This window comes from Humibacter ginsengisoli (genome assembly GCF_054780095.1).
Genome location: NZ_BAAGWZ010000012.1, coordinates 316,046 through 334,273 on the forward strand (window position 1 = coordinate 316,046; position 18,228 = coordinate 334,273).

20 protein-coding genes are annotated in these 18,228 nt (G+C 69.1%); 12 read left to right on the forward strand and 8 right to left on the reverse strand.

The annotated features are described in order from the left end of the window. Positions 1-5: 5 nt before the first annotated feature. Positions 6-1,529: an MDR family MFS transporter gene (locus ACYVI5_RS18540; RefSeq protein ID WP_460581536.1), complete on the reverse strand. Its 1,524-nt coding sequence runs from the start codon at positions 1,527-1,529 to the stop codon at positions 6-8. Between the two features lie 70 nt (positions 1,530-1,599). On the opposite strand from ACYVI5_RS18540, the gene ACYVI5_RS18545 reads away from it, so the two are divergent. The 3 genes from ACYVI5_RS18545 (at position 1,600) to ACYVI5_RS18555 (ending at position 4,584) form a co-directional block, all read left to right on the forward strand. Continuing rightward, positions 1,600-2,238 carry a TetR/AcrR family transcriptional regulator gene (locus ACYVI5_RS18545; protein WP_460581537.1) on the forward strand — a complete coding sequence of 213 codons (639 nt, stop codon included), beginning with the start codon at positions 1,600-1,602 and terminating at the stop codon, positions 2,236-2,238. Between the two features lie 70 nt (positions 2,239-2,308). Then, positions 2,309-3,706, forward strand: coding sequence for an MFS transporter (locus ACYVI5_RS18550; protein ID WP_460535227.1), 1,398 nt, complete (start codon positions 2,309-2,311; stop codon positions 3,704-3,706). A 59-nt stretch (positions 3,707-3,765) separates the two neighbouring features. Next, complete coding sequence (locus tag ACYVI5_RS18555; protein WP_460581538.1) at positions 3,766-4,584, forward strand: ABC transporter ATP-binding protein; 819 nt, start codon at positions 3,766-3,768, stop codon at positions 4,582-4,584. A 32-nt stretch (positions 4,585-4,616) separates the two neighbouring features. On the opposite strand, the gene crcB is transcribed toward ACYVI5_RS18555, so the two are convergent. From crcB to ACYVI5_RS18575, 4 genes are all read right to left on the reverse strand, one after another. Then, entirely contained in the window at positions 4,617-5,012 is a 396-nt protein-coding gene (gene crcB, locus ACYVI5_RS18560; protein WP_460581539.1) for a fluoride efflux transporter CrcB, read from the reverse strand. Beyond that, a complete protein-coding gene (locus ACYVI5_RS18565) occupies positions 5,009-5,467 on the reverse strand; it encodes a fluoride efflux transporter FluC (protein ID WP_460581540.1) in 459 nt (152 codons plus the stop codon). The genes crcB and ACYVI5_RS18565 overlap by 4 nt, the downstream gene beginning before the upstream one ends. A gap of 71 nt (positions 5,468-5,538) precedes the next feature. Further along, positions 5,539-6,084 carry a universal stress protein gene (locus ACYVI5_RS18570; protein ID WP_460581541.1) on the reverse strand — a complete coding sequence of 182 codons (546 nt, stop codon included), beginning with the start codon at positions 6,082-6,084 and terminating at the stop codon, positions 5,539-5,541. Between the two features lie 7 nt (positions 6,085-6,091). Then, positions 6,092-7,111: a helix-turn-helix transcriptional regulator gene (locus tag ACYVI5_RS18575; RefSeq protein ID WP_460581542.1), complete on the reverse strand. Its 1,020-nt coding sequence runs from the start codon at positions 7,109-7,111 to the stop codon at positions 6,092-6,094. Between the two features lie 113 nt (positions 7,112-7,224). Here ACYVI5_RS18575 and ACYVI5_RS18580 point away from each other — a divergent pair, with 113 nt between their 5' ends. From ACYVI5_RS18580 to ACYVI5_RS18595, 4 genes are all read left to right on the forward strand, one after another. Continuing rightward, complete coding sequence (locus ACYVI5_RS18580; RefSeq protein WP_460535240.1) at positions 7,225-7,596, forward strand: VOC family protein; 372 nt, start codon at positions 7,225-7,227, stop codon at positions 7,594-7,596. 73 nt (positions 7,597-7,669) lie between these two features. Then, on the forward strand, positions 7,670-8,773 hold the full coding sequence (locus tag ACYVI5_RS18585) for a type III polyketide synthase (RefSeq protein ID WP_460581543.1): 1,104 nt from the start codon (positions 7,670-7,672) through the stop codon (positions 8,771-8,773). Beyond that, the gene (locus tag ACYVI5_RS18590) at positions 8,770-9,303 is read left to right on the forward strand and encodes an isoprenylcysteine carboxyl methyltransferase family protein (protein WP_460581544.1); all 534 of its coding nucleotides are present in this window, start codon (positions 8,770-8,772) and stop codon (positions 9,301-9,303) included. Before ACYVI5_RS18585 ends, ACYVI5_RS18590 begins: the two co-directional genes overlap by 4 nt. Positions 9,304-9,345: 42 nt before the next feature. Further along, positions 9,346-10,410, forward strand: a complete 1,065-nt coding sequence (locus tag ACYVI5_RS18595; protein ID WP_460581545.1) for an NAD(P)/FAD-dependent oxidoreductase — start codon at positions 9,346-9,348, stop codon at positions 10,408-10,410. A gap of 1 nt (position 10,411) precedes the next feature. On the opposite strand, the gene ACYVI5_RS18600 is transcribed toward ACYVI5_RS18595, so the two are convergent. After that, the gene (locus tag ACYVI5_RS18600) at positions 10,412-11,107 is read right to left on the reverse strand and encodes an HAD hydrolase-like protein (RefSeq protein WP_460535249.1); all 696 of its coding nucleotides are present in this window, start codon (positions 11,105-11,107) and stop codon (positions 10,412-10,414) included. A 175-nt stretch (positions 11,108-11,282) separates the two neighbouring features. Here ACYVI5_RS18600 and ACYVI5_RS18605 point away from each other — a divergent pair, with 175 nt between their 5' ends. Further along, complete coding sequence (locus ACYVI5_RS18605) at positions 11,283-11,627, forward strand: histone-like nucleoid-structuring protein Lsr2 (protein WP_460581546.1); 345 nt, start codon at positions 11,283-11,285, stop codon at positions 11,625-11,627. 27 nt (positions 11,628-11,654) lie between these two features. Here the strand turns inward: ACYVI5_RS18605 and nucS are convergent, their stop codons facing one another. Together nucS and ACYVI5_RS18615 are read right to left on the reverse strand one after the other, a co-directional pair. Next, positions 11,655-12,350: an endonuclease NucS gene (nucS, locus tag ACYVI5_RS18610; RefSeq protein ID WP_460581547.1), complete on the reverse strand. Its 696-nt coding sequence runs from the start codon at positions 12,348-12,350 to the stop codon at positions 11,655-11,657. A 31-nt stretch (positions 12,351-12,381) separates the two neighbouring features. Beyond that, positions 12,382-13,692, reverse strand: a complete 1,311-nt coding sequence (locus tag ACYVI5_RS18615) for an MFS transporter (protein WP_460581548.1) — start codon at positions 13,690-13,692, stop codon at positions 12,382-12,384. Positions 13,693-13,870: 178 nt separating this feature from the next. Between ACYVI5_RS18615 and ACYVI5_RS18620 the strand changes: the two genes are divergently transcribed. From ACYVI5_RS18620 to ACYVI5_RS18635, 4 genes are all read left to right on the forward strand, one after another. Beyond that, positions 13,871-14,983: a LacI family DNA-binding transcriptional regulator gene (locus ACYVI5_RS18620; RefSeq protein WP_460581549.1), complete on the forward strand. Its 1,113-nt coding sequence runs from the start codon at positions 13,871-13,873 to the stop codon at positions 14,981-14,983. 104 nt (positions 14,984-15,087) lie between these two features. After that, complete coding sequence (locus tag ACYVI5_RS18625; RefSeq protein ID WP_460581550.1) at positions 15,088-16,029, forward strand: ABC transporter ATP-binding protein; 942 nt, start codon at positions 15,088-15,090, stop codon at positions 16,027-16,029. Beyond that, positions 16,026-17,642, forward strand: coding sequence for an ABC transporter permease (locus ACYVI5_RS18630; protein WP_460581551.1), 1,617 nt, complete (start codon positions 16,026-16,028; stop codon positions 17,640-17,642). Before ACYVI5_RS18625 ends, ACYVI5_RS18630 begins: the two co-directional genes overlap by 4 nt. Before the next feature lie 117 nt (positions 17,643-17,759). Next, the gene (locus tag ACYVI5_RS18635; protein ID WP_460535265.1) at positions 17,760-18,221 is read left to right on the forward strand and encodes a GbsR/MarR family transcriptional regulator; all 462 of its coding nucleotides are present in this window, start codon (positions 17,760-17,762) and stop codon (positions 18,219-18,221) included. Positions 18,222-18,228 lie beyond the last annotated feature (7 nt).

Genomic DNA, 18,228 nt, shown 5'->3' on the forward strand with positions numbered 1-18,228 from the left:
CGCGGTCAGCGGGTGGCGTCGCCCACTTCGTCGAGTTCAGGTCGCACTTTCGGTCGGTTCGGATCGGTTTTCGCGACAGAAACTGCGACCTGAGCCGATGTGACCGTAACGGAGGGTGCGGGCGCCGGGCGGCCGGGCAGGGCGAGCGAGAGAACCACGGCGAGGGCCGTGAACCCGATCGACCACCAGAAGGCCTGGTCGTACGCGGTCGCAACGCCTGACGTGCCTTGCGCCACGTGGGCGGTCAGGCCCGACTGCAGGATGACCGCGAGCACCGCGGTGCCGAACGATCCGCCGAGTTGCTGCGCCGTGCGCGTGATGATGCTCGAGTGCGGGATGTCCGACGACGCCAGCCCCTGGAACGACGCCACCATGAGCGGCATCACGATGGCGCCGAGGCCGAAACCGCGCACGAACAGCACGGCCATCAGCAGCCACTCGTTCGTCGTCGCCGTACTGAACGCGAACGGCACAGTCGCGGCGCCGACGATGGCGAAGCCGATGACCGCGACCCAGCGGGCGCCCATCCTGTCGGTGAGCCGGCCTGCGAGGGAGCGACTGGCGAGCGTGCCGAGACCCTGCGGAACGAGGAAGAGACCGGCGGCGAGCACGTCGAATCCGCGCAGTTGCTGCAGATAGAGAGGGAGCAGCAGCATGATCCCGTACGCGGCGAGCCCGGAGAGGAACAGCAGCGCCGATCCCGACCACACCGACCGGTGGCGGAGCAGGCGGATGTCTACCAGCGCGCGGTCGCCTCGCCTCAGCGCGTAGACGACGAACGCGGCCAGCAGAACGGCGCCGATCGCGAGCGGCAGCCAGGCATCCGTCGCTCCGAATCCCTCGCCGCCTGCCGAGTTGGAGAGGCCCAGCAGCAGCGCCACCAGGGAGGGCAGCAAGAGGACCATGCCGATGACGTCGAGCCTTGGCCGGCTAGCAGCGCGGACGTCTCGCGGGAGCATCCGCCAGGCGAGGAACAGCCCGACGACGCAGAACGGCACGTTGACCCAGAAGATCCACCGCCAGTCGAGCCAGTTCAGGATGACGCCACCGACCGCGGGCCCGAGGATCGGGCCCAGCATGGCCGGGAGCCCGACGGCCGCGGCGACGCGTCCGAGGTTGTTGCCGCCGGCCGCCTGCATCACGATCGTCTGCATCAGCGGAAGCATGAGTCCGCCGCCGACCCCCTGCACGACGCGGAACGCGATAAGGCTCTCGGCGTTCCACGACACGCTGCAGAGCACGGAGCCGAGCAGGAAGAGGGTGAGTGCGAACATCCACGCCCGCTTGCCTCCGATGAGTTGCTGCACCCACGCGCTGAGCGGAACGGTGGCCGCTAGGGCGAGCACGTAGCCCGTGGTCACCCACTGGATGGTCGAGACCGGAACGTGCAGGTCTTTCGAGAGCGAGTGCAGTGCGACGCTCATGATCGTCGTGTCGAACACGACCGCCAGAACTCCGACGACCAGTGCGGTCGTCGTGCGCTTGACGGATGCGTCCACCGCAGGCCGGGTCTGTGTCTTGATGCTCACCGCTACTCCTCATTTAGATACACATATGTATCTAAGAAGGAAGAATACGCGTTCGCGCTAAGATACACAAGTGGATCTTGAATCGGATGCTCCTGCCACCCGTCGCCGAGGCGCCGCGCTGGAGGACGCGCTGCTCGACGCCGCCTGGGACGAGCTGACCGAGAAGGGCTACAACGGATTGACGTTCGACGCCGTCGCCGAGCGCGCGCACACGAGCCGGCCGGTGCTCTACCGTCGCTGGCCCGACCGCGGCTCGCTCGTGCTGGCGGCCATCCGGCATCACTACGACGCAGATCCCATCGATGTCCCCGACACCGGAACGCTCGCGGAGGACCTGCGCGCGTTGCTGCGGATCGCGAGCGAGAGACGCGTCGAGATGGCGGTCATGCTGAGTGCGCAGCTCGCCGGCCTGTTCAGCGAATCGGGCATGTCGCTCGCTGCCGTGCGGGAGCGGCTCCTCGGGCAGAGGACGCTGTGGAGCAGCGTCGTCTTGACCCGCGCTCAGGAACGCGGCGAGATCGACCTCGATATCGTCCCGGAGCGGGTTCAGAACCTTCCGTTCGACCTGATGAGGCACGAACTGCTCATGACCCAGGCAACCGTGACGGACGAATTCATCGACGACGTCGTCGACGGCATATTCGTGCCGCTGGTCGACCACTACATGGGCGCGGCGAAGCGGGCGAGCTCGAGCCGATCGACCGTCTGAGCGGCGCAGACGCCATGCCACAATCGTGGCCCGTGCACCGCAGACGGTGAACGTCCGGCAGACTTGCACGGTGCCCCGATCAGCGACCTTGAACCGGCCGCTTGCGTTGCTCGCCGCGGTCGGGCTCTCGATGGAGAACCTCGACGGCACGATCATCCAGACCGCCGCCCCCGCCATGGCGCACGACTTCGGTGTGCGCGCTGTCGATCTGAATATTGCCATGACGGCATATCTGCTCACGGTCGCGGTATGTGTTCCGATGAGCGGATGGCTCGCCGACCGATTCGGGGAGCGCAGGATCTTCGCGACGGCGCTGGCGATCTTCACCGTGGCATCCGCGCTGTGCGCACTCTCCGGCAACCTCCCGGAGCTCACGGCTGCGCGCGTGCTGCAGGGCGTGGGCGGCGCGATGATGGTGCCGGTCGGACGCCTCGCGGTGCTCCGCGGACTCGACCGGCGCGACCTGCTGGATGCCATGGCCTACCTCACGTGGCCGGGGCTGGTCGCTCCCGTGGTCGCCCCCGCGCTCGGAGGAGTGCTGACCGACACGGTCGGATGGCCGTGGATATTCCTCATCAACATCCCGTTCGGTGTCGTCGCCTTCGTCGTCGCGCTGAAGATCGTGCCGAACTCGCCAGCACCCCAGGCGCGTCGGCTCGACTGGGCCGGATTCGGGCTCGCCGGCGTCGCGCTGGCCGCTCTCGTACTCGGCATGGAGGAGGTCGGGTCGAGTTCGACGAACTGGGCGTGGGCGGCGGCCTACCTGGTGATCGCAGCCGGGGCGGGCATTGCCGGAGTGATCTGGATGCGTCGTGGCAGGCATCCGCTGCTCGACTTCTCGGCCCTGCGGATCGGTACATTCCGCGTGGGGAATGTAGGCGGCGGCGTGTACCGGCTCATCATCAGCGCGGCGCCGTTCCTGTTCACGCTGCTGTTCCAGGTGGGCTTCGGCTGGAGCGCCGCGCAGGCGGGACTGCTGGTCGGAGCCGTGTTCGTCGGCAACATCGCGATCAAACCGGTGACGACTCCGCTCATCCGGCGGTTCGGGTTCAAGCACGTCATCGTCGGCAGCAACCTGCTCGGGGCCGTCGTCTATGTGGCGTGCGTCTTCATCGATCCCGCCACGCCGTTGTGGGCGATCGCATTCCTGCTGTTCCTCAGCGGGGTGTTCCGCTCGATCGGCTTCAGCGGTTACAACTCGCTGCAGTTCGCCGACGTGCCCAGCGATCTGATGAGCTCGGCCAACACGCTGGCCTCGACGATGCAGCAGGTCGCGGTGGGCATCGGCATCGCGGTGGCCGCGCTCATCGTGCGGCTCACCACGACGGCGGCATCCGCGCTCGGACCGGCGGATGCCTGGCTCGGCTACCGCTGGGCGCTCGCGGTGGTGGCGCTCCTGCTGGTCTTCCCGATCGTGGAGGCGGCGCTCCTGCCGCGCCACGCCGGCGAGCACGCCGCCCAGCGCTGACGTCGCCCAGCGGTGACTCGTCACTCAACCGCCGCGGTGCTGTCCGCCAGAATGGTTCTGTGCCCGAACGAATCCTCACCGCGTCAGATGTGTCCTTCGTGCGGCAGGGGCGCGACATCCTGTCCGGTATCTCGCTCGAGGTGGATCGCGGGCAGCACTGGGCGCTGATCGGCGCGAACGGCGCGGGCAAGTCGACGCTGCTCAGCCTGCTGGGCGCGGTGCAGCATCCGACGGCGGGAAGCGTCGACGTGCTCGGCCGCCGTCTCGGCCGGGTCGACCTGCGCGAGCTGCGATCGCTGATCGGGCACGTCAATCCGCGTCACGAGGTGCGGTCGCCGCTGACCGTGCGCGAGGTGGTCGCCACCGGTGCCACGGGAACCCAGGAGCTCATGATGCGGTGGCAGCCGACGCCCGCCGAGCGCATCCGCATCGACGAGCTCATCGAGCTGATGGGCATGACGGCGAGGCGGGATGCCCGCTGGCCCAACCTCTCCCAGGGCGAGCGCGGTCGAGCACTGATCGCCCGCGCCCTGATGCCCGACCCGCACCTGCTGCTCCTCGACGAGCCGACGACCGGACTCGACATCGCCGCACGTGAGCACCTGCTCGACCGAGTTGACGAGCTGAGGGCCAGGCATCCGGATCTCGCGAGCGTGCTCGTCACCCACCACCTCGAGGAGCTGCCAGCGTCGACCACTCACGCAATGCTGCTGCGCGACGGACGAGTGCTCGCGCAGGGCGACGCGGACGCCGTGCTCACCGGATCGCTCGTCAGCGAAGCCCTCGAATACCCGCTGACCATCACGCGCGTCGAGGGTCGCTGGAGCGTGCGCACCGACAAAGACGGCCGCGACAGGTCGAGCGCCCAGCAGGGCTGACGACGGAGCACGGTGCGAAACCTGCTCGACCCCTACAGCGCCGCGAGCGCAAGTCCGGCCGCGGCAGCGAGCACGCTGAGCACGAGCATCCCGAGGCTGTTGACGACGGATGCCACCCCCTTGCGCTCCATGAGCAGCCGCGCGGTCTCGAAGCTCGCCGTGGAGAACGTGGTGTATCCGCCGAGGAAGCCGGTGCCGAGGATGATGCGCCAGTCATCGGGTGCCGCGTGGAAGGCCGAGAGTCCGGTGAGGAACCCGAGCAGCAGCGACCCGCTCACGTTGATGAGGAGCGTTCCGGCCGGAACGACCCAGCGCAGCCGGGTGCGCAGCACGCCATCGAGCACGAACCTGGCGACCGCGCCGAGTCCCCCGCCGATCGCGACGAGGGCGGCCAGCAACGGTGTGCCGACGAGCGCATCCGGAGTCACGGCGACGCCTTCGTGTTGCGCGCCGCACCGGATGCCCGTGGCCGGGTCCACCGTGCCCCGAGCGCGATCCCGCCGAGCGACGCCGCGAGTCCGATGAGCAGAGTGGCGATCGAGTACCCGGCGGCGAGCCAGGTGCCGGCGCCGCCCGCCAGCCCTACGGTCTCGACGGCGAGCGAGCTGAACGTCGTGAACCCTCCCATGAATCCGGTGCCGATGAGCAGGCGAAGCGTGCGTCCCCGACGCGATTCGGTACCACGACGGGCGATCGCGCCGAGCAAGAATCCGAGGAGGAACGCGCCGACGACGTTGACGAGGAGCGTGGCGACGGGAATGCCGCCGATGAACCATCCAACGGTGGGCCCCGTGAACGGCGGGACCGGAATCGGGGTCAGTGCTTGCGAGATGAGATAGCGCGCCAGCGTGCCGAGCCCTCCGCCGACGAAGACGACGAGCATCGCCAGAGGATTCAGGTGCAGCGGCCTGGACCGCGGAGTCGCTCCCGGTCCGGTGGGATGAGGCCGAGGGGTCACGAAGCGTCTGATGACGGAACGCGCCGTGCGGGATCGTGGCCCTCGACGGTGTGCGCGACGGGGATGACGATCACCGGCCTTGCCTGATTGTGGGCGAGGCTGACGGCGATCGAACCGGCGAGGAACTCCTCGAGACTCGCCCGGAATCCGGGCTTGCGGGTGCCCACCGCGATCGCGCGCGCGTCCCGTTCCTCGGCCAGCCGGGCGAGCTCGATCGCCGGATCGCCCGCGCGTGCGACGAACTCGGGCTGGGCATCCGGAACCAGCGACCGGATGCGCGCCACGAGGTCGGGATCGAACGTCTCCTCCTGGGTGTCGGCCACGTCGGGATCGAGCGGCATCGAAAGCACAGAGCCATCCGGCAACGTGCTGATCGAGTAGCGCAGCGGCTCGACCGTGGCGAACACGATCGTAGTGCCGAGCTGAGCGGCCATCGCCGCTGCCTCGGTGATGACGACGTCGGGCACGTCGGCCACGACGCCGGCGATCAACGGACGGGAGGATGCCGCGCCGGCGGCCTGCGAACCTGCTGCGTCGGTCATGCTGGCACTATACCGACGGCCCGTCTCCTGTCTCCGCACGAGCAGCGGCGTGCGCCCCGCGTTCGCTCCAGCGTGCGGCCGCTGCGACCCGCTTCGCAGCCTTCGAGACCTGCCTCAGCAAGGAGTGGTCGCCGCGCAGCTCGAACCCGAGATCGCCTGGCACCCAGGCCAGCATGGAGGCGAGGTGCGCGACGGACTCACCCGACAGCGGCCACACGCAGCGGTCACCGCCCTCGTCGACGAGACCGGCACCCCACTCGCCCAGCCACATGCGGACATCCTCGATGCTTGCGTGCAGCACGACGTCGAGCCGCAGCGGGGCCCGCACCGAACGGATGCCCGTGCGCACGTAGCCCGCAGCATCGCCGCCGGGAACCGGGCGCGGTGGGAAGCGCACCCTGGTGCCGAAGACATCCGCGATGCGATCGAGACGGAACGTGCGCCAGTCCTCACGATCGCGGTCCCATGCGAGCAGGAACCAACTGCGCCCGTGCGAGACGACGGCGTGCGGCTCCACGCTGCGGCTGGTCTCATTGCCGTCGCGTGACCGGTAGGCGAACCGGATGCGCTCGGCGTCGCGGCACGCCAGCGCCAGAGTGCCGATCAGGTCGGCGGCGACCGGGACGCCTCCCGAAGGCGAGGTGCGCAGGGCGGAGGCGAGGGCATCCGTTCTGGCCCGAAGTGCGGGTGGCAGCAGTTGCTCGAACTTGGCCAGTGCGCTCAAAGTGGTGTGTTCACCATCGACCAATCCCTGCGCGACGGCCGAGCGCAGGCCGACGGCGATGGTCACAGCCTCGTCCTCGGTGAGAAGCAGAGGCGGGAGATGGGAACCGGCCTCCAGACGGTACCCGCCTGCGGTTCCGCGCACCGCGTCGACGCGGTATCCGAGGCCGCGCAGTCGCTCCACGTCGCGGCGGAGCGTGCGCTCGGTCACGCCTAGCCGATCCGCGAGCTCGGGCCCCGGCCACTGGCGATGGGTCTGCAGCAGCGAGAGCAGTTCGAGCACGCGGGATGCGGTGGCGGCCATGAACCGATTCTCTTCTCATTCAGGACAGAAAGTGACCGGAAGGCCGAATACGGTGTAGCCAACACATCAGGAACGCGGCCGGAGTGCTCCGGTCCGAACGAAGGGAACAGACCATGGATTGGAAGATCGAGCTCGTGTTCGTGCCCGTCTCCGACGTCGACCGTGCCAAGCGCTTCTACGCCGATCAGCTCGGCTGGAACGTCGACCACGACCAGACCGTCAGCGATGACATCCGGTTCGTGCAGATCACGCCGCAGGGCTCGGCGTGCTCCATCGCGTTCGGCAAGGGACTCGTCGACATGCCCGTCGGCAGCCAGCGCAGCGTGCAGATCGTCATCGCCGACGCGGATGCCGCACGCGCGCACCTGCTGAAGAACGGCGTCGACGCCAGCGAGGTCGACGAGCAGCCCTGGGGCCGCTTCGTCACCTTCAGCGATCCCGACGGCAACCGCTGGACACTGCAGCAGCTCCCGAAGCGCGACTGAGGCATCCTCTGCGTCGCTGGGGGTCTGCCGCAAGCCCCTGACCTCGCCCGAGCCCGGTGGTAGCTTGCCCTACGTGTCCCGTATCGTGGCGGCAGCGCCTGCCGTCCCCGCCCACCGCTACTCTCAGGCGGAGATCACGCGGGTGCTCGAACCGCTGCTGACGCACGATCCGCTGCGGGCCGCGCTGCTGCGCCGCATCCATGCGTCCGCCGGCGTGCAGACTCGCAACCTGGTCATGGAACTCGACCGGTATGCGGGTCTCGACTCGTTCCACGAGGCGAACGATCTCTTCATCGCGGCGGGCACCGACCTGGCGGAGCGGGCGACGACGGATGCGCTGGCCGCCGCGGGCATCCGCGCCGACGAGGTCGACTTCGTGCTGTTCACCTCGGTGACCGGCGTCGCCGCGCCGTCCATCGACGCCCAGCTCGCCACCCGCGTGGGAATGCGGCCGGACGTGAAGCGGCTGCCGTCGTTCGGTCTGGGCTGCGTCGCCGGCGCCGCCGGGCTCGCGAGGGTGCACGACTATCTGGTGGGGCATCCGCACGACGTCGCCGTGCTCGTCTCGGTGGAGCTCTGCTCGCTCACCGTTCAGCGCGGCGACGACTCGATGGCGAACATCGTCGCCAGCGGGTTGTTCGGCGACGGTGCCGCGGCGGTCGTCGTGGTGGGAGATGCGTTCGCGCGCGACCGCGGGTTGTCGGGGCCGGACGTCGTCGGCACCCGGAGCAGCCTGTACCCGCAGACCGAAGACGTGATCGGGTGGGACATCGGCGGCACCGGGTTCCGCATCGTGCTCAGCGCAGGCGTGCCGGAGGTGATCGGCCGGCACTTCGCGAACGACGTGCACGCGCTGCTCGGCGACCACGGGCTGACGGTCGCAGGCGTCACGACGTGGTTGGCGCATCCGGGTGGTCCGAAGGTGCTGGAGGCATTCGCGCAGGCGCTCGGACTCACCGATGCGGCGCTCGAGCCGAGCTGGCGCGCACTCGCCTCTGCCGGCAACCAGTCGTCGGCGGCCGTGCTGGGCATCCTCGCCGAGTCGTTGCGGAGCCCGGTTCCGGATGAGACCGGACTGCTGTTCGCGCTCGGCCCTGGCGTGACCGCGGAGCTCGTGCTGCTGCACTGGGCAGCCGATGACGAGTCAGCGCCCGCGCCCACCGGGATCGCCGCGTGACGTGGTACACGGCGCTCGTGCTCCTGGTCGGCCTGGAGCGACTCGCGGAACTCGTGGTCTCCGCCCGTAACGCGCGCTGGTCGCTGGCGCACGGCGGCCGCGAGTACGCGCGCCGGCAGTTGCCGCCGATGATCGCCCTGCACGTCGCGCTGCTGATCGGATGCCTGCTCGAGGCGTGGCTCGCCGGTGCGTTTCTGCCGTGGCTGGGGTATCCCATGCTGGCGCTGCTCGTCGTCGCGAACGCTCTGCGATGGTGGTGCATCAGCACGCTCGGCCGGCAGTGGAGCGTGCGCGTCATCGTGATCCCTGGAGCGGGAGCGGTGCGACGCGGACCGTACCGCTGGCTGCGGCATCCGAACTACCTGGCGGTCGCACTCGACGGCATCGCGCTGCCGCTCGTCTACGCCGGCTGGATCACGGCTCTCGCGTTCACGGCACTCAACGCCGTGCTGCTCTGGGGCTTCCGCATCCCGGCGGAGGAGCGCGCTCTGGCGCAGCTGCACACGGACGCCGTGCCGGACGGCGCCTGACGTGGGTCGGAAGCCGGCCCCCACACGGAGGAGCGAGCTCCCGTGACGCCCGACGTGAACGTGGCCATCGTGGGCGGGGGTCCGGTCGGGCTCGCCTGTGCGCTGTTCGCCGCCGATGCCGGCCTCGAGCCGGTCGTGATCGAACCGCGTGAGACGCCCATCGACAAGTCGTGCGGCGAAGGGCTCATGCCGGGCGCCTGGCGTCTGCTGCGTGAGCTCGGGCTGGAGCCGCCCGGTGCGCAGCTGCGAGGCGTCGCATATATCCAGGGGCGGGCTCGCGCGGAGCACCGCTTTCGCAACGGGCCCGGCCGGGGTGTGGCCCGAACGACGCTGCACGCGGCGATCGCGGCGCGTGTCGCCGAGCGGGGCATCCCCGTGATCCGGGCGCGAGTGGATGCCGTCAGCGCGCACGACACACAGGTCACGATCGCGGGCCCCGAGCTCGATGCGATCACGGCCGGTCACCTCATCGGTGCCGACGGCCTGCATTCCCGTGTGCGCGACCTGGCGGGGCTCACGGCGCGGCCGCAGCGGGCATCCGCTCGACGATTCGGGCTGCGCAGGCACTTCGGCGTCCCCCCGTGGAGCGACCTCATCGAGGTGCGCTGGACACGGCACGGCGAGTTCTATGTGACGCCGCTTGGGCTCGAGCTGGTGGGCGTCGCGCTGCTGGCGCGCCGAGGCGCCGACTTCGGGGCGGCGCTCGCCGACGAGCCCGAGCTCGCCGGGCTCCTGCATGCGGATGCCCGTGGGGATTCTGCGGCGCAGCTCGGGCAGGTGCGCGGCGCGGGCCCGCTGCTGCAGCGCACGCGCGCGCGAACGGCAGGGCGCATTCTGCTGGTAGGGGACGCTTCAGGGTACGTCGACGCCCTGACCGGTGAGGGTCTGCGCCTCGGGATGGATCAGGCGAAGGCCGCCGTGGCGGCGATCGCCGCGGACGATCCTGCGCGTTACGAGCGGGACTGGACGACGATCACGCGTGACTTCCGGATGCTGACCAGCGGTCTCGTCGCCGCAGCGCGGTCACCGCTGCGCCCGGCCATCGTGCCGGCCGCCGTCCGCTTGCCGCGGCTGTACGGCCGGATCGTGGAGCGTCTGGCGCGCTGAGCTACCGAAGCAGCAGCCCGCGCAGCTGGTCTGCCGAGTGCACCACTGCCGTCGCGCCGACGGCCTCGACCGGGGAGCCGTAGCCCCACTCGACGATGATCGAGGGGATGTCGTTGGCCGCGGCGCCGAGCACATCGTGACCGCGGTCGCCCACCATCACGAGGTTGCTCGTGTCGTGTCCCTTGGCCTCGAGCTGCTCGCGAACCCAGCGGATGACATCCGCCTTCGTGCTGTTGTGGGCGGTGTCTGGCGACCCGCCCACCACGTCGAAGTACTCGCGCAGACCGAAGTGCTCGAGGATGCGAGTGGCGCGGCCGACGGGCTTGCTCGTCGCCAGGGCGATCGGGATGCCCGCATCGCGCAGCGCGCGCAGCAGGCCGAGCATGCCGGGGAAGACGGCGTTGCCGTGCAGGTCGGTGAAGTCGGCACGGGCGCGATAGGCAGCGGTGGCGGCAATCGCCTCGCTCTCGTCGAGGCCGAGGGCGCGCATCGTCTCGTGCAGCGGCGGACCGACGTGCACGGTGAGGGAGTCGGGGTCGGCGACCGGGTGGCCGATCTCCTCCAGCGCTCCAGCTAGGGACTGGGTGATGCCGGGGGCGGAGTCGGTCAGGGTGCCGTCGAGGTCGAACAGCACGGCAGACCACGTTCTCGTGATCTCGGGGGTGTGTTCGCTCATGATCGAAGTCGGGGTACTCATGGCTCGGCCATGCTACGACCTTTTGTCGAGTGCCGCCTCCACACGGCGATGGGGGCCCAGCGCCGACCTCCGTCTCGGCGTTCGATTCGAGGTAATGCGCGGCAGGTGCATTCGCGAATGGCCTATTCACCCTTCGCGCTATCGCTGCAGCAATGCAATTGCGTATGGTTATCGCATGGCGAAGAAAACCACAGTGGTTCTGGTCGACGATATCGATGGCGTGGAAATCGAAGACGGAAAGGGAGAGACCGTCTTTTTCGCTCTCGACGGCGTCTCCTATGAGATCGACCTCAACGATGCGAATGCGCGCAAGCTTCGCGACGCATTCCGCCCATTCCAAGACGCGGGCCGCCGGTCGCTGCGCGGCAGCCGCTCAGCATCCGCTCCCGCTCGTTCGTCCCGCAACTCGAAGGAAGACCTGGGCGCGGCTCGCGAATGGCTGCGGTCCCGCGGGCACAAGATCTCGGACCGAGGTCGCATTCCTGCGGCGCTGCTGGAGGAATACCGCGCCAATTCATAGGCGCATTCCCCGCAAACACCGCATTACTCAGAACAGCCGGCTGAGCGAGTCGTCGATTCCGCGCATCTCGTCGTAATCGAGAACGACACAACGGATGCCGCGGTCTTCCGCGAGCGTGCGCGCCTGAGGTTTGATCTCCTGCGCGGCGAATACACCCGAGACGGGTGCGAGAAGCGGATCGCGGTTCATGAGCTCGAGATATCGCGTGAGCTGTTCGACGCCGTCGATATCACCCCGTCGCTTCAACTCAACGGCGACGGAACGTCCGTCGGCGTCGCGGGCGAGGATGTCCACCGGTCCGATCGCCGTCATGTACTCCCGGCGCACGAGCGTGTGCCCGTCGCCGAGGCGGTGGATCTGCTCGGCCAGCAGTTTCTGCAGGTGAGCCTCGACGCCATCCTTCTGCAGTCCGGGATCGATCCCCAGCTCGTGTTCGGAGTCGTGCAGCACCTCGTGCACGCTGACGATGAGACGGTCGGAGGTCTTGGAGTGGGTGACCGTCCAGATCTCGGAGGCACCGGCATCCGACTGGGCCTCGTCGGGCTCAGAGGCGCTGAGCGTGCACGGCGGGCTCATCCAGTTGAGCGGCTTGTACGAGCCGCCGTCGGAGTGCACGAGCACGCTGCCGTCTGCTTTGAGCACGAGGAGCCTGGTCGCCAGAGGCAGGTGCGCGCTGAGGCGCCCCGCATAGTCCACCGAGCACCGAGCAACAACCAACCGCACCAGTCGAGGTTAACGGATGGCGGGCTAGCTCTCAGGCCGGGCGGCGCTGCGCGGCAGTGCCCGCCTTCGGTTCGCGGTGCCTGAGGGCGGGCGCGCACACGAATGCGGCGACGAGCAGCACGAGCACGACGTAGAGCGCGTTCAGGATGCCGAACTGCTGGCCCAGGAACCCGATGATCGGCGGGCCTGCGAGGAACGCGAGGTAGCCGATCATCGCCACGGCGGAGACTCGAGCAGTGGCGTTCTGCTCGTCGTCTGCGGCGGCCGACATTCCCAGCGGGAACCCGAGCGATGCCCCGAGACCCCAGAGCACGACACCGATGACGTACGCCCAGGGCACGGGCATGAGGATGAAGAGCAGCAGGCCGGCCACCCCTAACGCGGCCGTCAGGCGGATTGCCCAGACCCGGCCGATGCGGTCGACGACCGGTCCGCCCGCGACTCGCCCGACGGTCATGGCCGCGACGAACACATCGAGCACGAGCGCGCCGCCGGCGTTGCTCAGGCCGTGCCCGTCGACGGAGGCCAGCGCGATCCAGTCGTTCGCCGAACCCTCGGTGAACGCCATGCCGAGCATGACGACGCCGATGAGCACGAGCCGCCAGTCGGCCCATACCGTGAGCTGCGACGTGATCGTCTCGCGGAAGGTGCGCCGGCGCGGGGCGGCGGCGATCGCCGGATCGCCGAAGGAGTCGAGGGATGCCTGCGCCGCGGCATCCCGATCCACGACGTCCTGCGTGTTCGGGATGTACCGAACGGCGATGGCGCCGGCCGCGATGCAGACGACGGCCATCACGGCGAAATGCCAGAACACCGAGATGCCGAGGGCAGCGCATCCGGCACCGATGGCTGCTCCCGCGACGGTGCCGACGCTGAAGCATGCGTGCATGAAGGGCATGATCGTGCGGCCGATGCGTTTCTCGACGGCCGCCGCCGAGACGTTCATCATCACGTCGACTGCGCCGTTGCCGAGGCCGAGCAGCGCGAGACCGAGCACGACGACCGGGAAGGAGTTGAGCACGGCGGCGCCCAGACCGACGACCGCAAGGCCGAGCGAGGCCGCGACCACGACGATGGCGATTCCCCGCTTGGTGCCGACCCTCGCCTGCAGAGGCGGGGCGACGACGAGGCCGATGATCGCCCCGACCGAGACGCCGAGCAGGATCAGGCCCACGACATCCGTTGGCAGGTGCAGCGAGTCGCGCACGCCGGGCACGCGTGACACCCAGCTGGAGAGGAACAGCCCACTGACGATGAAGATGACGAAGAGTGCGTTGCGCCAGGCCCGCAACTCGGGTGCGACGCGAGTGCGGGAGCTGGTGATGTCGGTGCGTGTTGCCATGAATTCGATCTGAGTGGTGCCGCCGAGACCGGGCGACGAAGACGGAGGTGACGCGGGGTGAGGCGACGGCCGAGTGAGGCGCGGGAGCCCAGGCGAGTCGAATCGATTCGAGTGCGTCTTTCGCCTAAGCTAGCGAATCGGATGCCGACCCGTCAAGGAGGCGTCAGAAGGGAGCCGGATGCCCGAACACGACGCTCCGCGGCCCACCCTTGCGGATGTCGCGGCGAAGGCCGGCGTCTCCGCCTCGACCGCCTCACTCGCGTTCAGCGGATCCGGCCCGGTCGCTGAGGCGACCAGGGAACGCGTTCTCGCCGCAGCGCGGGAGTTGCACTACGCGGGCCCCGATCCGAGGGCGCGATCGCTGCGGCGTGGACGTTCGGGCATCATCGGCGTCGTCATCGAGGAGCGGGTGCGGGAGGCGTTCCGCGATCCGATCCAGATCGCGCAGTTCGACGGCATCGCCGAAGAGATCGGGCATATCGATGCCGCCCTGCTCATCCTCGCCGCGGCGGGGCCGGCACAGCAGCTCGCGGGCGTCAAGTCCATGCCGACGCAGCCGGCGCATCCGGTCACCGTCGAAGACGCACCGATCGACGCGGCCGTGCTGATGGGATGCACGCCGCGCCTGGCCGACAGCATCTCGGCGCTGCGCAACCGGGGGCTTCCAGTCGTGGCGATCGAGGGGTTCCCGGCCGAAGGCATCCTCGTCATCGAGCAGGACAACCGCGACGCCACCGAGCGCGGCGCGCGGCATCTTCAGCAGCTCGGCCACGAACGCGTCGCCATCATCACCCTGCCGCTGGATGTCACGCATCACCGCGGGCGGGTCACCGACGAGCTGCTGGCCATCAGCTCGTCCGCCACCGCACTGCAAAGGCTCGAGGGCGCCCGGCTCGTGTTTCCGGATGCCATGGCGTACGCGGCCGCAGGCAGCTACGTCGACGAGGGCCGTCGAGCAGCCCGAGAGCTGCTGTCCCTGCCGGAGGAGGAGCGTCCGACCGCGATCATCGCGCAGAGCGATCTGCTCGCGGTCGGGGTCATCCGGGCGGCCGAGGAGCTCGGCATCGCCGTGCCCGATCAGCTGAGCGTGATCGGATTCGACGGCGTACGCGTCGACGGGCTGTGGCCGTACGAGCTGACCACGCTCGAGCAGCCCGCGTACGAGAAGGGCCGCGCCGCCGGACGCGCGATCGTGCGGATGCTCGAGGGCGAGCAGGCGGAACCCGCCGCGTTCACCTCGGTGCTCCGCGTCGGCAACACGACGGCACGCGTCCCCGTCGGCCGGCGATAGCCCTAAGGCCGTCCCCGGGCGGCCGAAGCTGCGTGTTCGCGTTGTGCGTATGGATTCCGTTAGGAAGATTCACAAATTTGTGAATCGGGCGTAGCGTCACGTCCATGACCTCAGTGATAGAGACCCGCGGGCTGCAGAAGCGGTTCGGTCGGGTCCAGGCTCTCGACGGGCTCGACCTCACAGTGGGTGAAGGCGAGGTGCACGGGTTCCTCGGGCCGAACGGCGCGGGCAAGACCACGACGATCCGTGTGCTCCTCGGACTGATCCACACCTCAGGCGGTTCCGTGCAGGTGTTCGGTGAAGATCCGTGGGGAAAGGCGGCACGACTGCACGAGCGCATCGCGTACGTGCCCGGTGATGTGGCCCTGTGGCCCAACCTGAGCGGCGGAGAGATCATCGATCTCATCGCCCGGCTGCGCGGCACGAACACGAGATCCGCCGACTACGTGGCGCGACGCGACCGGCTGGTCGAGGCGTTCCAGCTCGATCCGCGCAAGAAGTCGCGCACGTACTCGAAGGGCAACAGGCAAAAGGTGGCGCTCGTCGCCGCGTTCGCGACGCCCGCGGAGCTCTACATCCTCGACGAACCCACGAGCGGCCTCGACCCGGTGATGGAGGCGGTGTTCTCCGAGCAGGTGGCGCGCATCGCGAAGGATGACGGCGCGAGCATCCTGCTCTCCAGCCACATCCTCTCCGAGGTGGAGGCGTTGTGCGACGGCGTGACGATCATCCGTGCCGGCAGAGCCGTCGAGTCAGGCACGCTCGCCGACATGCGGCACCTCACGCGCACCGAGATCTCGTTCGCCGCCGACGGCATCGACCCGGCGGTCGTCGAGTCGATCCCGGCCGCGCACGACGTCGCCGTCTCGTCCGGTCGCATCCACTTCACCGTCGACAGCGCCGCCGTCGCGTCGGTACTCCCGCGCCTCGGTCAGCTCGACGTTCAATCGCTGACGGTCACGCCGCCGTCGCTGGAGGAACTGTTCCTGCGGCACTACGGCGACGAGATCACGGCCGCCGACAGCTCGTTGGAGGCCGTGCGATGAACGCGCTCGGAACCCTGGTGAGGTTCCGCCTTCGACGGGACCGCATGGTCGGCACGACCTGGGTCGTCGTGGTCGCTCTCAGCATCCTGTTCGTGGTGAGCGCGCTCGCATCCACCTACGGAACGCGCGAGCTGCGCCTCGGAGTGATCCAGGTGCTCACCACGAACCCCACGCTGCTCGCTGTGCGCGGGGCCCCCGACGGTGCTTCGGCCGGTTCGTTCTTCATGACCGAGATCGGCGCCTTCATGATGCTTCTCGTGGCGTTCATGAACACGTTCACCGCCGTTCGCCACACCAGAGCCGACGAGGAGCAGGGCCGCAGCGATCTGATCGTCGCCACCCGCGCCGGGCGCGTGGCGAGCACATGGGCGACGATCGTGCACGCGGTCGTGCTCAACATCGTGATGGGCCTGCTCTCGGCCCTCGTGGCCACGCTTTCCGGCTACGACGGTTACGGCTCGCTCATCCTCGGCTGGGCATTGGCCAGCACCGGCATCGCGTTCTTCGGCATCGGGCTCGTTTCCGCGCAGATCTTCTCCACCTCGCGGGCGGCGAACGGCTGGGCCATCGCGGCGATCGCGGTGTTCTGGGTGATGAATGCGGCGGCGGATTCAGGTGGCACGGCATCCGCAGATCGCCTGTACGTCACCCCGTCCCCTGCGGTATGGTTCACCCCCGTCGGTTGGGGCCTCCGCATCCGCCCGTACACGCAGAACTACTGGTGGATCGGACTGCTCAGCGTGGCGCTCGCCGCGGTTCTGGTCGCGATCTCGTTCTGGCTGCAGTCCATTCGCGACACCTCGTCGGGGCTGGTCGCGCCGCGGAGGGGCCGCGCGTGGGCATCCGCTGCGCTTCGTGGTCCGCTCGGACTGGCATGGCGGCTGCAGCGCGGTTCGATCATCGGCTGGGGGATTGCGGCAGTCGTCGGTGGTCTTCTGATCGCCGGCCTCGGCAAGACGCTGAACGATGCCGTGGCGGCCAACCCCGAGATCGAGACGTCGTTGAAGAAGGTCGGCAGCGGCTCGGGATCGGTGCTCGAGGTGTTCCTCGGCGTGATGGTCGCGCTGATCGGGCTGCTGGTGGCGGGCGCCGCCGTGCAGACGGTCATCCGGCTGCGCCAGGAGGAGGCCGCGACCAATGCGGAGACCGTTCTCGCGACTCCCGTGAGCCGGCTGCGCTGGTACCTGTCGTTCGTATCAGTCGCTGTCGTGGCATCCGCGATAATCCTCGTGCTGGCGGGTGCGGTGATGGGCGGGGCGCTCTCAGGGATCGACAAGCGGCTGGCCGGCGAGGCGATCGCCCTGGCGCTCGCGCAGTTGCCCGCTGTGGGCGTGTACATGGCTGTGACGGCGTTCGTGTTCGGCGTCTTCCCGCGGGCGACGACCGCGGTCGGCTGGGCCGCATTCGGCATCGGAGTCGTGCTCGGCGAATTCGGTTCCCTGCTCGGGATGCCCGACTGGGTGCGGCAGATCGCGCCGACCGACCACACGCCCACCGTTCCGCTCGGGAGTGCGGATTGGGGCGGCACCTGGATCATGGCGGCCATCGCGATCGTGCTCGTCGCGGCGGGCGCTTGGGCGTTCACCCGACGCGGCATCGTGTCGACGAGCTGAGCAGAACGGGCAGAGCGGCTGTGCCCGCCAGGCGAGGGGAGCGGACGCCCGCATCCGGCGAAAAGGCCGGCGCCGACACCGGCCGCGCAAGCAGGCAGAATCGATCGGGGAGGGCACATGGCGCGAGACGAAGAGCGGGTTCAGGAGTACGTCGAGCGCGGCGCCGCGGTGCTCAACGGCGCGGGCTTTCCCCGCATGCCCTCCCGCGTTCTCATGACGCTCACCGCCGCCGAGTCCGCTCTCACCGCCGCCGAGCTCGCCGAACGCCTGAACGCGAGCCCGGCCGCGATCTCCGGTGCCGTGCGATACCTGCAGACGTTGGCGATGATCCATCGCGTCTCGCAGCCGGGAAGCAGAAGGGATGTCTACGAGCTGCCCGACAACTCCTGGTACGCCGCGACGATGGCCGAAACCCGGGTCTACGACATGATGATCGCGATCTCGGAGGACGCCGTCGACGCGGTCGGCGGTCCGGACTCGCACGCTGGGGAGAGGCTCACCGAACTGGCGGGCTTCTTCCGATTCATCCGGAAGCGCCTTCCGGCGCTCCTGGATGAATGGGCGGCCTCGCGCCGCTAGCCGTGGT

Excerpts from the sequence above, each read along its gene's own strand:
- ACYVI5_RS18565 (WP_460581540.1), bottom strand. The coding sequence starts at position 5,467 with ATGCTCGTCGTCTTCGTCGGCGGAGGGCTCGGCACGCTGGCGCGCTAT.
- ACYVI5_RS18570 (WP_460581541.1), bottom strand. The coding sequence starts at position 6,084 with ATGACCGACGCAGCAGGTTCGCAGGCCGCCGGCGCGGCATCCTCCCGT.
- ACYVI5_RS18575 (WP_460581542.1), bottom strand. The coding sequence starts at position 7,111 with ATGGCCGCCACCGCATCCCGCGTGCTCGAACTGCTCTCGCTGCTGCAG.
- ACYVI5_RS18580 (WP_460535240.1), top strand. The coding sequence starts at position 7,225 with ATGGATTGGAAGATCGAGCTCGTGTTCGTGCCCGTCTCCGACGTCGAC.
- ACYVI5_RS18600 (WP_460535249.1), bottom strand. The coding sequence starts at position 11,107 with ATGAGTACCCCGACTTCGATCATGAGCGAACACACCCCCGAGATCACG.
- ACYVI5_RS18605 (WP_460581546.1), top strand. The coding sequence starts at position 11,283 with ATGGCGAAGAAAACCACAGTGGTTCTGGTCGACGATATCGATGGCGTG.
- ACYVI5_RS18615 (WP_460581548.1), bottom strand. The coding sequence starts at position 13,692 with ATGGCAACACGCACCGACATCACCAGCTCCCGCACTCGCGTCGCACCC.
- ACYVI5_RS18620 (WP_460581549.1), top strand. The coding sequence starts at position 13,871 with ATGCCCGAACACGACGCTCCGCGGCCCACCCTTGCGGATGTCGCGGCG.
- ACYVI5_RS18625 (WP_460581550.1), top strand. The coding sequence starts at position 15,088 with ATGACCTCAGTGATAGAGACCCGCGGGCTGCAGAAGCGGTTCGGTCGG.
- ACYVI5_RS18630 (WP_460581551.1), top strand. The coding sequence starts at position 16,026 with ATGAACGCGCTCGGAACCCTGGTGAGGTTCCGCCTTCGACGGGACCGC.
- ACYVI5_RS18635 (WP_460535265.1), top strand. The coding sequence starts at position 17,760 with ATGGCGCGAGACGAAGAGCGGGTTCAGGAGTACGTCGAGCGCGGCGCC.